The sequence below is a fragment of the Microbacterium sp. genome, assembly GCF_043427715.1.
In the GTDB taxonomy this organism is placed as follows: domain Bacteria; phylum Actinomycetota; class Actinomycetes; order Actinomycetales; family Microbacteriaceae; genus Microbacterium.
In genome coordinates this window covers 1-13,922 of sequence record NZ_JBHWTD010000011.1, presented here as the reverse complement: position 1 = coordinate 13,922, position 13,922 = coordinate 1, and the positions used below count along the sequence as shown (strand labels likewise).

The 13,922-nt window shown below is 70.2% G+C and carries 13 protein-coding genes and 1 pseudogene; 7 read left to right on the top strand and 7 right to left on the bottom strand.

Annotated elements, in window-relative coordinates; all coding sequences use genetic code 11:
• Nucleotides 1–11: 11 nt before the first annotated feature.
• The 6 genes from ACHFGS_RS01175 to aspS form a co-directional block, all read right to left on the bottom strand.
• Nucleotides 12–1,067: an ABC transporter ATP-binding protein gene (locus tag ACHFGS_RS01175; protein ID WP_394279177.1), complete on the bottom strand. Its 1,056-nt coding sequence runs from the start codon at nt 1,065–1,067 to the stop codon at nt 12–14.
• Nucleotides 1,064–1,861, bottom strand: a complete 798-nt coding sequence (locus ACHFGS_RS01170) for an ABC transporter permease (RefSeq protein WP_394279178.1) — start codon at nt 1,859–1,861, stop codon at nt 1,064–1,066. Before ACHFGS_RS01170 ends, ACHFGS_RS01175 begins: the two co-directional genes overlap by 4 nt.
• Nucleotides 1,858–2,739, bottom strand: a complete 882-nt coding sequence (locus ACHFGS_RS01165) for an ABC transporter permease (RefSeq protein ID WP_394279179.1) — start codon at nt 2,737–2,739, stop codon at nt 1,858–1,860. Before ACHFGS_RS01165 ends, ACHFGS_RS01170 begins: the two co-directional genes overlap by 4 nt.
• The gene (locus ACHFGS_RS01160) at nt 2,736–3,872 is read right to left on the bottom strand and encodes an ABC transporter substrate-binding protein (RefSeq protein WP_394279180.1); all 1,137 of its coding nucleotides are present in this window, start codon (nt 3,870–3,872) and stop codon (nt 2,736–2,738) included. The genes ACHFGS_RS01165 and ACHFGS_RS01160 overlap by 4 nt, the downstream gene beginning before the upstream one ends.
• A gap of 138 nt (nt 3,873–4,010) precedes the next feature.
• Nucleotides 4,011–5,183, bottom strand: coding sequence for a mechanosensitive ion channel family protein (locus ACHFGS_RS01155; RefSeq protein ID WP_394279181.1), 1,173 nt, complete (start codon nt 5,181–5,183; stop codon nt 4,011–4,013).
• A 58-nt stretch (nt 5,184–5,241) separates the two neighbouring features.
• The gene (gene aspS, locus ACHFGS_RS01150; RefSeq protein WP_394289070.1) at nt 5,242–6,582 is read right to left on the bottom strand and encodes an aspartate--tRNA(Asn) ligase; all 1,341 of its coding nucleotides are present in this window, start codon (nt 6,580–6,582) and stop codon (nt 5,242–5,244) included.
• A gap of 66 nt (nt 6,583–6,648) precedes the next feature.
• On the opposite strand from aspS, the gene ACHFGS_RS01145 reads away from it, so the two are divergent.
• From ACHFGS_RS01145 to ACHFGS_RS01115, 7 genes are read left to right on the top strand one after another with little or no spacing between them, the layout of a single operon-like run.
• Entirely contained in the window at nt 6,649–7,311 is a 663-nt protein-coding gene (locus tag ACHFGS_RS01145) for a DedA family protein (protein ID WP_394278676.1), read from the top strand.
• A gap of 59 nt (nt 7,312–7,370) precedes the next feature.
• Nucleotides 7,371–8,000 (top strand): histidine phosphatase family protein, encoded by a 630-nt coding sequence (locus tag ACHFGS_RS01140; protein ID WP_394278677.1) that lies wholly within the window; start codon nt 7,371–7,373, stop codon nt 7,998–8,000.
• A complete protein-coding gene (locus ACHFGS_RS01135) occupies nt 8,000–8,596 on the top strand; it encodes a TlpA family protein disulfide reductase (RefSeq protein WP_394278678.1) in 597 nt (198 codons plus the stop codon). Before ACHFGS_RS01140 ends, ACHFGS_RS01135 begins: the two co-directional genes overlap by 1 nt.
• Nucleotides 8,593–9,387, top strand: coding sequence for a cytochrome c biogenesis CcdA family protein (locus ACHFGS_RS01130; RefSeq protein WP_394278679.1), 795 nt, complete (start codon nt 8,593–8,595; stop codon nt 9,385–9,387). Before ACHFGS_RS01135 ends, ACHFGS_RS01130 begins: the two co-directional genes overlap by 4 nt.
• On the top strand, nt 9,368–11,083 hold the full coding sequence (locus tag ACHFGS_RS01125) for a cytochrome c biogenesis protein ResB (RefSeq protein WP_394278680.1): 1,716 nt from the start codon (nt 9,368–9,370) through the stop codon (nt 11,081–11,083). The genes ACHFGS_RS01130 and ACHFGS_RS01125 overlap by 20 nt, the downstream gene beginning before the upstream one ends.
• 51 nt (nt 11,084–11,134) lie before the next feature.
• A complete protein-coding gene (ccsB, locus tag ACHFGS_RS01120; protein ID WP_394278681.1) occupies nt 11,135–12,157 on the top strand; it encodes a c-type cytochrome biogenesis protein CcsB in 1,023 nt (340 codons plus the stop codon).
• A gap of 56 nt (nt 12,158–12,213) precedes the next feature.
• Entirely contained in the window at nt 12,214–12,849 is a 636-nt protein-coding gene (locus ACHFGS_RS01115; RefSeq protein ID WP_394278682.1) for an SGNH/GDSL hydrolase family protein, read from the top strand.
• A gap of 83 nt (nt 12,850–12,932) precedes the next feature.
• Here the strand turns inward: ACHFGS_RS01115 and ACHFGS_RS01110 are convergent.
• Nucleotides 12,933–13,922, bottom strand: a pseudogene (locus ACHFGS_RS01110) (hypothetical protein); the annotation flags it as partial.

Sequence of the window (13,922 nt, the reverse complement as noted above, 5' to 3'; positions counted from 1 at the left end):
GGAGCGACCGGTCAGAGCGCCGCGCGCACCGCGACCGGCACGCTCGCCAGGGCGATGCGCACGCGCTCGCCGTATTCCAGCCGCTCGTCGGCGGCGTGCTGGACCCGCACCAGGGCGCCGTCCTCGGTGCGCACGAGAGTGCGCCGCATACTGCCGAGGAAGATGCTCTCCTCGACGACCGCCGCCACTCCCGACCCGTCAGGGACGAGCAGCACGTTCTCGGGACGCACGAGCACCTCGACCGGGCCGTCGGCGCCCGCCCCCTGCACCGGCAGTGCGGTGTCCCACACCGTCACGGTCCCGCCCTGCGCCGTGCCGGGCACGGTGCTCGACAGGCCCACGAACGCGGCGACGCGCGGCGTGCTCGGGCGGAGGTACAGGTCTTCGGGGGTGCCGATCTGCTCGATCCGCCCGGCATCCATCACCGCGATCCGGTCGGAGACGGCGAGGGCCTCCTCCTGGTCGTGCGTCACGAAGACGGTCGTCGTGCCGAGGCGCAGCTGGATGCGGCGGATCTCGTCGCGCAGCTGCACGCGCACCTTCGCATCCAGCGCGGAGAGCGGCTCGTCGAGCAGGAGCACGCGCGGCTCGGTGACGAGCGCGCGGGCGAGCGCGACGCGCTGCTGCTGACCTCCCGAGAGCTGGTGCGGGAAGCGATCGGCCAGGTGTCCGAGACCGACGAGGTCGAGGGCCTCGCCCGACCGGTGCCGGGCGGACGCGGCATCCACTCGCCGTCGGCGCAGACCGAAAGCGACGTTCTCGATCACCTTCAGATGAGGGAAGAGCGAGTAGGCCTGGAACACCATGCCGATGTCGCGCTTGTTCGTGGGGATCCGTGACACGTCGGCGCCGCCGAAGGCGACGGAGCCCGCCGTCGCGTGCTCGAGCCCGGAGATCACGCGGAGCGCCGTCGTCTTGCCGCACCCCGAGGGGCCCAGCAGCGAGACGAACTCGCCGGCGGCGACGTCGAGGTCGACGCCGTGCAGCACCCGGGTGGGGCCGTAGTCCTTGACGATGCCTCGTAGTTCGACGCTGCTGGTCGTGGTGGCGGTCGGGCTGTCGGTCACGAGGGGTTCCTTCCGGAGCCGGCGCGTCCGGCCCGGCCGATGATCAGCAGCAGGACGAAGGCGAAGGCGAGGGCGAGCAGGGTGAAGATGGCGGACGCCCAGGCGTCCTGCTTGTTGATGACGACGAGACCGGTCTGCAGCACCTGACGGTTCAGCAGCGACGCGATGGTGAACTCGCCGAGGACGACGGCGACCGAGATGAGGGATGCCGCGAGCAGCCCCTGTCGGAGGTTCGGCGCCACGACCCGCAGCAGCACCGTCGGCCAGCCGGCACCCAGGGTGCGGGCGGCCTCGGAGAGGGTGCGGAGGTCGATCGCGTCGATGGAGGCCTGGATCGAGCGGTACGCGAACGGGAGGACGAGCACCCCGTAGGCGAACGCGAGGGTCCACGCTCCGGTGCCGAAGGTGCGCCCGATCTGCAGGTAGATCGGTGCGAACCCGACGACGAGGACGATCGCGGGGATGGTGATCGGCAGCAGGGCCAGGAATTCGAACGCCCGCCGCAGCCGCGGGAAGCGCAGGGAGACGAGCACCATCGTCGGGGCGACCAGCAGCAGGACGATCGCGACGGTCACCAGCGCGAGGATCAGCGAGTTGACCAGTCCCGTCCACACCGGGCGGTATTTCGCGGCCAGGGCCGGGTCGAACAGGGCCGCCCAGCGCTCGAAGGTGATGCCCTCGGGCGAGGTGATCGTGAACAGCGCGGTCGCCGCGAACGGCACCGCGAACACGAGCCCCACCGAGAGGCCGATGATCCAGCGGACGGTGCGCGAGGGAGCGAGCGCGGAACTCATGCCTGCCACCTCGACGCCCGGCGCTGGATGAGCGCGTAGACGGCCATGACCGCGCCGACGACCACGATCATGCCGAGGGCGAGTGCCCCGGCGAGGTTGTCGCGACCGAGCACGGTCTCACTGGTCAGGGCCGTGCGGATCTGGAGCGGCACGATCTGCGACCCCTGGCTGGCGAGGGCTGCCGCGGTCGCGTAGGACGAGAACGCGTTCGCGAACAGCAGCAGGAAGCTCGCGAGGAACGAGGGCGCGAGGACGGGGAAGCCGATCGTCGGCCAGAAGGTCGCGCGGGTGCCGCCGAGGGTGAGGTGGGCTTCCACCCATTGCGGCTTCAGGGCCGCGAGGGCGGGCATGAACGTGATGATCATGAGGGGCACCTGGAAGACGATGTAGGCCGGGATGAGACCGGGTAGGGCATAGATCCACGCGCCGCCGGCGAAGATGTCGATCCCGAGGAGGTCGCGCAGCAGTCGGGTGACGACCCCCTGCGTGCCGATCGTCGCGATGAGCACGAACGCGAGCATCACGCCCCCGAACTGGGCGAGGACACCGGATGCCGCATCCACCGTCGTGCGGACGACGCCGCCCGCGGGTAAGCCCAGCATCGCGAAGCACACCAGGGCTCCGACGATCGCGCCGATCGCGGCGGTGAGGAGCGACACCCAGGTGGAGTTCGCGAACGTGGTCAGCACGACCGGGTCGCCGAGTGCGGCGAGGTTGTCGAGGGTGAACGCCCCGTCGGCGTCGAAGAAGCCGGTGAGGAGGGCGAGGACGGTGGGAAGGACGAGGAAGAGGGCGAGGTAGAGCGCGAAAGGCGCGAGCCCGACCCACGACCAGCCGGGGCGCGAGGCGCCCCGGCTGGTGCGTGTATCGACGGTCACTGGACTGCGGCAGCCCAGTTCGCGCCGAGCAGCTCACCGGCGGCGGTCGACTGCGCCTCGGTGGGGACGACGGTCTCCGCCGGCGTCTCGGGCAGGGCCGCGGCGAGGGCTTCGTCGATCGTGCCGGCCTCGATCATGGCCTCCATGCGCACCGGGCGAGCGCCGCCCTTCAGCCACAGGTTCTGCACCTCGTCGCTGTACAGGAACTCCTGCCACAGGCGCGCGGCGGCCGGGTTCGGCGCGTCGACGTTGATGGCCTGGTTGTAGTACCCGGCATAGCCGATGCCGTCGAAGACCACCGTCTCCCAGGTGGGGAGGTCGGCCTTGTGTGCGGCGTTCAGGTAGTCCCAGTCGAAGACGACGGGCGTCTCGCCGCTCGCGACGGTGGCGCTCGTGACGTCGAGCTTCAGCATGTTGCCGGCCTTGTTGAGGTCGGTGAAGAAGTCGATGCCGGGCTGGAAGTCGTCGAGCGACCCGCCGGACTGCACCGAGGCGAGGCCGACGGCGGCGAAAGCGGCTCCGGCCTGGGTCGGGTCGCCGTTGATCGCCACGGCTCCGCGGTACTCGTCGCCGAGCAGGTCCGCGAGCTCGGCGGGGGCGTCGAAGCGCGCCGAGTCGAAGCCGACGGACATGTACCCGCCGTAGTCGCCGACGAACAGGCCGCTCGGCTCCTTGAGGGCGTCGGGGATGTCATCCCACGTCTGCACCTTGTACGGCGCGAAGTGCTCCGTGCTCTGCAGGGCGACGGTCAGGCCCAGGTCGAACACGTCGGGGGCGGTGTCGAGACCCTTGTTGGTCTCGGCCGCGGTGATCTCCTCGGCGCTCGACACGTCGGGAGACTGCTCGTTGATCTGGATCTCGGGGTAACGCTCGGCGAACAGGTCGAGGATCTCACCGTAGTTCGCCCAGTCGCGGGGGAGGGCGATGACGTTCAGCTGGCCTTCGGCCTTGGCGGCAGTCTCGAGCTCTTCGAACGAGCCGAAGTCGGCGACGCTGGTCGCCGTCGTGGCGACATCGTCTTCTGCGGCGGCGTTCTCGGTGTCGGGGGTGGCGGCGCAGGCGGCGAACGACAGGGCTGCGACGGCGGTGAGCGCGACGGCGGTGAGGGCGCGACGCGAACGGGGACGGGACATGGACTTCCTCTCAGATGGCCCTGCGGCGCGCACGGGTGACGCGACGCATCGGGGGGGACGAGGGGAAGCTACGGGCGCCGGATGACCGGTCGGCGCGGAGAGGGTGAACGGCGGGTGACGGCCCGGCGACGGGATGGGTCAGCGAGGCTCGTCGCCCGCTGGGTCCACCACCGGGATCGCGTTCGTGAACGTGCTCGCGCGCCGCTCGGCCTCGACGCTCCCGGTGAACAGGCCCTCGTGGGAGCTTGCCCCGCGTGCGGGGCCTTCTGTGGGGGATGCCGGCGCGGCATCCCCCAGCAGCACGCGCTGAGCGGGGAGCGCGTCGGGCAGGGACCGCTGCACGAACAGCACCATCGCTTCGCGCACCATGCAGCGCAGGTCGAACAGGGTCGGGGCGTCCTTTGCGGTGACGAGGATGCGCACGCGCACGTAGCCGCCGACGGCGTCGGTGACCTGGAGCACCGAGGCTCGTCCGTCGTAGAGGTCGGTGTCGGCGAGCACCTCGTTCAGGTGGGCGCGCATCGCCTCGGGGGAGACCCGCCAGTCGAGGTCCATCTCGACGGCGCCGAGCAGCTCTGAGCCGCGCCGGGTCCAGTTCTCGAAGGGCGTGGTCGTGAAGTAGGTGCAGGGGAGGACGAGGCGACGGTCATCCCAGAGGTCGAGGACGACGTAGCTCAGCGTGATCTCGCCGACGCGCCCCCATTCGCCGTCGGCGACGACGACGTCATCGACGCGGAGGGCGTCGCTGAAGACGAGCTGGAGGCCGGCGAAGACGTTGGCGAGCACCGATTGGGCGGCAAGACCCGCGACGACGGAGGCGATACCGGCCGAGGCCAGGACGCTCGCCCCGACGGCCCGGACGGCGTCGAAGGTGAGCAGGGCCGCACCGATCGCGATGACCACGATGAGGGCGATCGCGAGCCGGCGGACGATGAGCATCTGGGTGCGGATGCGGCGGGCGACGCGGTTGTCGGGGACGTCGATGCGGTAGCGGCCGAGAGCGACGTCGGTGACCACCATCACGAGCGAGGCGAGGAACCAGGCGCTCACGGCAATCGTGAGGATCGCGAACACGTGCGAGAGGACGGGCAGCCAGTCGCGCAGCGGGAAGGCCGCCGCCGTCCCGCCCCAGAGCCCGCCGACGAGGAGGATGCCGCGGAACGGATGCCGCGAGTGCCGGATCAGCACCTCGGCCCACCGGTGGTGCTTGGCGAACTGCTTGACGATCACCGACACGATCGCCGCGACGACGAACGTCGCGATCACCACCACGGCCACGGCGATGCCGAACGTCAGCCAGTCCTGCCACATACCGGTTCTCCCTCCGAGTCGGAGCGAGCCACGTTACGGCACTGCGCGGGCGGTTCGCTTACGGGGCGAGCCGTGTCGGTCCGCGGAAGAGGTAGGTGACCTCGCGGATCGACGATTCGCCGAGCAGCAGCATGAGCACACGCGCGAGGCCCATGCCGAAGCCGCCGTGGGGCGGGGCGCCGTAACGGAAGAAGTCGAGGTAGAAGTCGAGGTGCTCGGGGTCGAGACCCTTCTCCTTGGCCTGCTCGATGAGCACGTCGACGCGGTGCTCGCGCTGCGCGCCCGTGGTGATCTCGACACCGTTGAACAGCAGGTCGTACGACTTGGTGAGCCCGGTCTCCTCATCGCGCATGTGGTAGAACGCGCGGATCTCGGGGTGGTAGTCGGTGATGAACACGAACTGGTGGCCGTACGTCTCGGCGACGTGCGCCGAGATCTGGCGCTCGCCCTCGGGGTCGAGGTCGCCGTCGGTGCGGGGGATCTCGTAGCCGCGGGCGGCGACGATGTCGCGGGCTTCGGCGAGCGGGATGCGCGGGAACGGCGTGGCCGGCACCTGCACCTCGACGCCGAACAGCTCGGTGATCTCGGCGCCGTGCTTGTCCTTCACCGCCTGGAACGCGAACTGCAGGAGCTCCTCCTGCATCGCGGCGACGTCTTCGTGCGAGTCGATCCAGCTGATCTCCGCGTCGATCGAGGTGAACTCGGTGGCGTGGCGCGACGTGAACGACGGGTCGGCGCGGAACACGTCGCCGATCTCGAAGATCTTGCCGAAGCCGGCCGACTGCGCCATCTGCTTGAAGAACTGCGGGCTCTGCGCGAGGTAGGCCGTCTTGTCCTCGAAGTAGGGCACCTCGAACAGCTCCGCCGCAGACTCCGACGCCGAGGCCATGAGCTTGGGGGAGTGGATCTCGATGTAATCGCGCTCGATCCAATAGGTGCGCATGGCGTGCTCGAGGGTCGTCTGCACGCGGAAGATGAGGTTGTTGCGGCGCTGGCGGAGGTCGAGGAAGCGCCAGTCCATGCGCTTGTCGAGACCGCTGTCGGCGGCGATGGGGGTCTCCGGCAGAGCGGATGCCGCGATCTCGAGGGCGCCGATCTTGATCTCGACACCGCCGAGCTTCACGCGCTCGTCGTGCTTGAGCACGCCGGTCGCGGTCAGGAAAGTGCCGGTCGTCAGGCCCGAGATCAGCTCGGTCAGGGCGAGCGCGTCGGCATCCTGCTCACTGCCGTCCTCAGCCGGACGGGTGGCCGGGTTGACCAGCTGCACCGCCCCGGTCTCGTCGCGGAGGATGACGAACTGCACCTTCTTCTGATCACGGACGGTTTCCACCCATCCGGACACCGAGACGGGACCGTCTTCACGGGACTGCAGCTGCTGGACGAGAACGCGTTCACTCACAAGGGGAGAGTCTACGCGGGGGCCGCTCCCACCGTCCGTTCACCGAGGTTCCCCTAGCCTGAGAGCATGACGACGACCTCCGATGGCTCCTGGCTCAGTTCCCTCGTCGACGCCGTCGTCGGCCTCATGGACGTCATCGGTCCCGTCGGCGCCGGTCTCGCGATCGCGCTCGAGAACCTGTTCCCGCCGCTCCCCAGCGAGGCGATCCTGCCGATGGCGGGCCTCGCGGCCAGCCGCGGCGCCTTCACGCTCGCCGAGGCGATCATCTGGACGACGCTCGGCTCGATCGTCGGCGCCCTCGCGCTCTACGGGCTGGGAGCCTGGCTGGGCCTGCGACGGCTGCGCTCCATCGCATCCCGGATGCCGCTCATCAAGGTCGAGGACGTCGACCGCACCGTCGCCTGGTTCGACCGTCACGGCGGCAAGGCGGTCTTCTTCGGGCGGATGATCCCGATCTTCCGGAGTCTCATCTCGATCCCCGCGGGTGTCGTCCGGATGCCGCTGTGGCGCTTCGGGCTGCTCACTCTCGCCGGTTCCCTGATCTGGAACACCGCCTTCGTTCTGGCGGGGTTCTACCTCGGCGAGGCGTGGCACATCGTGGAGACGTACGCCGACATCCTGCAGTACGTCGTGATCGCGGTCGTCGCGATCGCCATCGTGTGGTTCATCGTCGTGCGCGTGCGCCACCTCAGTGTCGACCACCGCGACCCGGAGTCCGACGCGGCCTGACGGAAGCCGCCGTGCGCTCTTTCAGGCCCCCCATAGCACTCGCCTCGTAGACTCGCAGGGTGCCTGCAGCCCGCCTCCATCTCGTCCGCCATGGGGAGGTACACAACCCCGACCGCGTTCTTTACGGTCGGCTCCCCGAATTCCATCTGAGCGACGACGGCCGCGGCATGGCCCGATCGGCGGCCGAGCACCTGAAGTCGACCGGCCGCCCCGTCCGCGCCCTGGTGTGCTCTCCGCTCGAGCGCACCCGCGAGTCGGCAGCGCCCTTCGCGGAGGTGTTCGGTCTCCAGCCCGTCGTCGATGCGCGTGTCATCGAGCCGACGAACGTTTTCGAGGGGCGCCGCATGACCCGCGCCTTGCGCAACCCGCTCAACTGGTGGCACCTGCGCACCCCGAACCTGCCCAGCTGGGGAGAGCCGTACCTCCAGGTCGTCGAGCGCATGCGGGCCGCGATGCTCGACACCTGGAACCGCACTCCCTCGGGCGATGCCGTGATCGTCTCGCACCAGCTGCCGATCTGGATCACGCACCTCTCCGTCGCGGGCCTCCCGCTCCGCCACGACCCGCGCCGTCGCCGCTGCGGCCTGTCGAGCATCACGAGCTTCGAGCGCGTCGGCGACGTGTGGCGTGAGGTCGACTACGTCGAACCCGCCGCGACCGCCGGCGCCGTCGATGAGGGGGCCGTGTGATGCGCCGCGCCCTCGCCGCCGCTGCCGCGCTCGCGCTCGCCGTCACCCTGTCGGCGTGCACCAGTGAGAACGACGACCTCCGCGAGACCTACGAGGAAGGCCGCAACCAGGGCTTCATCTCCGGCGACGGTCGCGTCACCGAGATCCCGGCGGAGAGCAGGGGCGACGCCGTCGAGTTCACCGGCACTGCCGTCGACGGCTCCACGATCTCCAGCGCCGACTACGCCGGCGACGTCGTCGTCTTGAACTTCTGGTACGCCCAGTGCGGACCGTGCCGCGCCGAGGCGCCCCTCCTGCAGTCCGTGCACGAGGAGACCGAGGCGGCAGGCGCCGAGTTCCTGGGTGTCAACATCTACGACGGGCCGGAGCAGGCGGCATCCTTCGACGAGACCTACGGCATCACGTACCCGTCGATCCTCGCCCGGGGTGACGTCGACCTGAAGCTCGCGTTCGCCGATTGGACCTCGCTGCAGGCCGCACCCACCACGCTCGTCCTCGACCGGGAGGGTCGGGTCGCCGCCAGCCTGTTCGGCCAGCTGCAGAGCGCCTCGATCCTGCAGACCCTCGTCAAGGACACGCTCGCGGAGGAGCAGTGAGCTCCGGGTCGATCGTCGCCGACGGAGCACTCTGGTTCGCGATCCCGATCGCCGCTCTCGCCGGGCTCGTCTCGTTCCTCTCGCCGTGCGTGCTGCCCCTCGTGCCGGGCTATCTCGGCTTCCTCGGCGGTGCCGTCGCACCGCGTGAGGAGCGCCGTGCGCGCGCCGCCGGCGGCGCGGGGGTGACGACCACGATCGCCACCACGGCGCCCGGTAAGGGGCGGCTGGTCTGGGGCGTGGCGCTGTTCATCGCCGGGTTCACCGTCGTCTTCCTCGCGATGGGCGTTTTCGCCGGGTCGCTCGGACGGGTGTTCATCCAGTATCAGGACGCCATCACGCGCGTGCTCGGGGTCGTCGTGATCCTACTGGGCTTCGTGTTCATCGGGCTGTTCGGCTTCGCGCAGCGGATCTTCCGCCCGCAGCTGCGTCAGAACCTCGGCCTCGCCGGGGCGCCGCTGCTGGGACTTGCGATGGGCATCGGCTGGGCGCCGTGCATCGGCCCCACTCTCGCGGTGATCCTCAGCATGGCGTACTCGCAGGCCGACCCCGTCCGCGCCGGCGTCCTCGCCGTCGCGTATTCGCTGGGTCTCGGTCTGCCGTTCGTCCTCCTCGCCCTCGGGGCGAATTGGGCCACCCGTTCGGTGGCCTTCGTGCGGCGCCACATCCGCATCGTGAACATCGTCGGCGGAGCTCTGCTCATCGCCCTCGGCATCCTCATGGTGACCGGACTGTGGACCGCGATCATGTCCGTCTTCCAAGGAGTGGTGGCCGGTGTCCCGACCTTCCTCTGATCGCCCCGACGTCGTCGACGGCCCGCTGCGGCCCAGCGATCACCTCGACCGCAGCGGCGACGCCCCGGCATCCGCCCCCACCGGGCCACAGCTCGGATTCGTCGGCTGGCTGCGCTGGGGCTGGCGTCAGCTGACCAGCATGCGGACGGCCCTCGTGCTGCTGCTCCTGCTCGCCATCGCCGCGATCCCCGGTTCACTCGTGCCGCAGCGCAGCGCCGACCCCAACGGCGTCACCCAGTGGAAGACGAACAACCCCGACCTCGTCGACCTCTTCGAGGCGCTGCAGCTGTTCGACGTTTACACGTCGGTGTGGTTCTCGTCGATCTACATCCTGCTGTTCGTCTCGCTCATCGGCTGCGTGCTCCCGCGTACGAAGCACCACTGGAAGGCGCTCCGTCAGCAGCCGCCGCGCACCCCCGCGCGCCTGTCCCGACTCGACGACCACGATGAGATCGTCGTGACCGTGCCCGAGGGGGACGATGCCGCGTCGTACGCGTCGCACGCCGTCGACCTCGCGCAGGCGCAGCTCCGGTCGTCGCGCTACCGGGTCGAGCGGTACGACACCTCCGGTGGCTTCTCGGTGTCCGCCGAGCGCGGCTATATCCGTGAGACCGGCAACCTGCTCTTCCACGGTGCGCTCGTCGGCATCCTGATCTCCTTCGGCATCGGTGGCGGGTTCACCTACACCGGCCAGACCGTCATCACCGAGGGCGACGGTTTCGTGAACTCGCTCGGCCTCGGCTACACCTCGTTCAACCCCGGCGTGTTCGTCGATCGCGACGGGCTCACGCCGTACTCGATCGAGCTCGACGAGTTCGACGTCACCTACACGCCGCTCGGTCAGGCGGGGCAGGGACAGTCGGGCGACTTCGCTGCGAACGTGACCACCAGGTTCCCCGGCGAGGACGCTCAGGAAGAGGTCATCCGCGTCAACCACCCGATCACGATGGCAGGCGACCGCATCTACCTGATGGGCAACGGCTACGCGCCGACGATCACGGTGCGTGACCCCGACGGCGAGGTCGTCTTCAGCGAGTCGGTGCCGTTCCTGCCGCAGGACGGGAACATGACCTCACAGGGCGTGGTGAAGATCGCCGACGGCCTCAGCGAGCAGCTCGGCCTCGTCGGGTTCTTCTACCCGACCGCCGCTTCCCTCGACACCGGTGCGCTGACATCCGCCTACGGCGACCTGCTGAACCCCACCATGACGTTCTGGGTCTACGCCGGCGATCTCGGCATCGACGACGGCACGCCGCGTTCGGTGTACGCGCTCGACCCCACCGGCATGGAGCAGCTCGCCGGCGGTGACTCGGGGCAGAGCTCGCTCGAGCTTGCGCCCGGCGACACCGTCGACCTGCCCGACGGTCTCGGCACCATCTCCTTCGACGACGAGACCGGCAACGGCACGGACGAGCCGGTGAAGCGCTACGTCTCGCTCTCGATCCACAACGACGCGGGAGCCACCTGGGTGCTCGTGTTCGCGATCCTCGCTCTCGCCGGCCTGTTCGCGGCGCTGTTCGTGCCCCGCCGGCGCATGTGGGTGAAGGCGACCCCCGAGGGCGACACGGTCCGCATCGAGTACGCGGGTCTCGCCCGCGGCGAGGACCCGGCTATCGCCGTGGCCGTCGCCGAACTCCGCCGCGACCACACCGAGGCGCTCAGCGGAGCCCCCGCGGCATCCCGACCCACCGCCTGACCCAGGGTGGGAACGTAGAATTGACCAACCCCACATTCTCGGAGGATCTCGATGTCTCTCGATGACCTGTCTGTCCTGCTGCTGTGGACGGCCGTGGCCATCTACACGCTCGGCTTTCTCGCCTTCACGGTCGACCTCGCTCGCCGCTCCGACCTGGCGCTTCAGGCACAGGACGCGAAGCAGGCGGCGCCTGCCCGCATCCTCGTGGGCGCCGGCGGCCAGACGATCGACGAGATCCGTGCCGAGGAGGCTGCCGCGAAGGCCGCCCTCGAGGCGAAGCCGTCGCAGCGCGCCCGCTACCTCTTCGCGCGCCTGGGCACCGTGCTGACCGGGCTCGGGTTCCTGTTCCACCTCGGTGCCACCGTGACGCGCGGCATCGCGGCCGAGCGGGTGCCGTGGTCGAACAACTACGAGTTCGCCCTCACCGGCACGCTGCTGGTCATCGCCGTGTTCCTCGGGGTGCTCGTCAAGTACGACCTGCGCTTCCTCGGGGCGTTCGTCAACGGGCTCATCGTCGTGCTGCTCGGCGGCGCCGCCCTCGCGTACTACGTCGAGGTGGTGCCGCTCTCCGACCCGCTGAAGAGCATCTGGCTCGTCATCCACGTCTTCGTCGCCTCGCTCGCGTCGGCGTTCCTCGCGATCGCGTTCGCGCTGTCGGTCGTGCAGCTGCTCCAGTCGCGCCGCGAGCGTCTCGCGATCGCCGCGGCCGAGTCGGGCGAGACCTCACGCACGAAGCTCCCGTTCCTGCGCACCCTGCCGAGCGCCGAGGTGCTCGAGTCCCTCGCGTACCGCTTCGCGATCATCGGCTTCGTCCTGTGGACGTTCACCCTGATCGCCGGCGCCATCTGGGCGAACGATGCGTGGGGACGCTACTGGGGCTTCGACACGAAGGAAGTCTGGACCTTCGTCATCTGGGTGCTCTACGCCGGCTACATCCACGCCCGCGCGACGCGCGGCTGGCGCGGCACCCGCTCGGCGTGGCTCTCGATCGTCGGGTTCTGCGCGGTGCTGTTCAACTTCACGATCGTCAACCAGTTCTTCCAGGGTCTGCACTCCTACAGCGGCCTGAGCTGATCGTCCGGCGGCGTGCGCTGATCGCGGCGGCGGGGGTCGTCCTCGTCGTCGCCGCCGTGGCGAGCGCCGTCGCCCTGACCCGCCCGACCGAGCCGCCCGGATGCGACGACATCCGTGCGTATCAGGAGCGCTATGGCGAGGTCGAGAGGCTCGGGTCGGGCAGCGTGCCGATCACGGTGCTCGGCGACTCGTACTCGGCCGGCGACACCCTCGATGATCGCGGCACGCGCTGGACCGACGTCCTCGTCGAGATCGCGCCCGACGCTCACGTGATCCTGGATGCCGTGCCCTTCACGGGCTACGCCAATCGCGGCGCGTGTGGACCGAACTCCTTCGTCGACCGCATCGACCGCGCCGCGGACGGAGCGCAGACCCTCGTGCTGCAGGGCGGACTCAACGACGTGTTCGCGGATGCCGACACGCTCGAGGTGGCGGTCGGGGAGGTCTTCGACGCGGCCGCGGCCGCGGATGACGTGGTCGTCCTCGGTCCCCTCGACGTGCCCGGGCGCGACGGTGAGTCCGCCGTCGACGGGGCGCTGGAGGCGGCCGCGCGGGCGCATGGCTTCACGTACGTGTCGGCGCTGGACTGGGATCTTCCGCTCGCGTCCGACGGCGTGCATCCGACCCGTCACGGCGACCGCCGGTACGCGGAGCTGGTCCGCGACGTTCTCCTCGAGCACGGCGTGCTCTGACGCGGCGCTCACCGCACACACGAACGGCACACACGAACGCCCCCGACCTGGAGGTCGAGGGCGTCGCGTGAGCGTGGGCCGGGTCAGGCCGGCTGCGCCAGCACCGCCTGGGCGGAGGTCGAACGGTGGCGGGCCACCGCGACGATGCTCACGATGAATGCGAGCACGGCCCACACGATGAGCCCCGTCACGCCGGCGGCGACGCCGTCGACCTCGGTCAGGGCGGAGAGCATCGAGTTGTACGCGGGCGCGGTGGGCAGGATGCCAGCGATGTCGGCGAGCACGCCGGGCACCGTCGAGACCACGCCGGTCGCGATCACGAAGACGCCCACGAGCGCGGCGATCCAGCGCCCGACGCCACCGAAGACGGCGACGAGGGCGTGGTTGACGGCGGCGAACGCGATGCCCGCGACGACGCAGAGACCGGCGAAGACCGACCAGGCGGCCATGTCGTAGCCGGCGGCGATCTGCACGACGACCGCGACGAGCACGCCCTGCAGGGCTCCGACGATCGCACCCGGGGCGAGGGCGCGGAGGGCGAGCGCGGCCGACGAGCGGCGCGAGCCGAGCGCTGTGCGGGGGATGGCCTGCAGCACGATGAACGAGGCGAGGCTGCCGAACCAGAGCGCGAGCGTCGCGAGCAGCGGCACAGCCGAGGCGCCGAAGAACGAGTCGCTGGTGCCTTCGGCGACGACGGGGTTCGCGACCACCGTCGCGAGGTCATTCGCCTCATCGTCGCTGTAGCTGGGCACCTCGTCGACAGCCTGGCCGAGGCCGCCGGCGAGCTCATCGGTGCCGCCGGCGATCTGGTCGATGCCGCCCGCGAGCTCGCCTGCGCCGTCGCCGAGCGCGCCGATCCCGTTCGCGAGGTCGTCGGTGCCGGATGCCGCGGTGCCCGCGCCCGTGGCGAGGTCGCCGAGGCCACTGGCGAGGTCGTCCGTGCCGTCAGCGGCCGCCGTCGCGCCCGAGGCGAGCGCGACGCCGCCCTCGGCGATCTGGTCAGCTCCGCCGGCGAGTTCGTTCGCACCGGCCGAGAGCTCGTCGGCGCCCGTGGCGATCTCGCGGATGCCCGC

What these genes read in the sequence shown, in the direction of transcription:
- ACHFGS_RS01170 (WP_394279178.1), bottom strand. Translation starts at nt 1,861, where the DNA reads ATGAGTTCCGCGCTCGCTCCCTCGCGCACCGTCCGCTGGATCATCGGC.
- ACHFGS_RS01160 (WP_394279180.1), bottom strand. Translation starts at nt 3,872, where the DNA reads ATGTCCCGTCCCCGTTCGCGTCGCGCCCTCACCGCCGTCGCGCTCACC.
- ACHFGS_RS01155 (WP_394279181.1), bottom strand. Translation starts at nt 5,183, where the DNA reads ATGTGGCAGGACTGGCTGACGTTCGGCATCGCCGTGGCCGTGGTGGTG.
- ACHFGS_RS01145 (WP_394278676.1), top strand. Translation starts at nt 6,649, where the DNA reads ATGACGACGACCTCCGATGGCTCCTGGCTCAGTTCCCTCGTCGACGCC.
- ACHFGS_RS01135 (WP_394278678.1), top strand. Translation starts at nt 8,000, where the DNA reads ATGCGCCGCGCCCTCGCCGCCGCTGCCGCGCTCGCGCTCGCCGTCACC.
- ccsB (WP_394278681.1), top strand. Translation starts at nt 11,135, where the DNA reads ATGTCTCTCGATGACCTGTCTGTCCTGCTGCTGTGGACGGCCGTGGCC.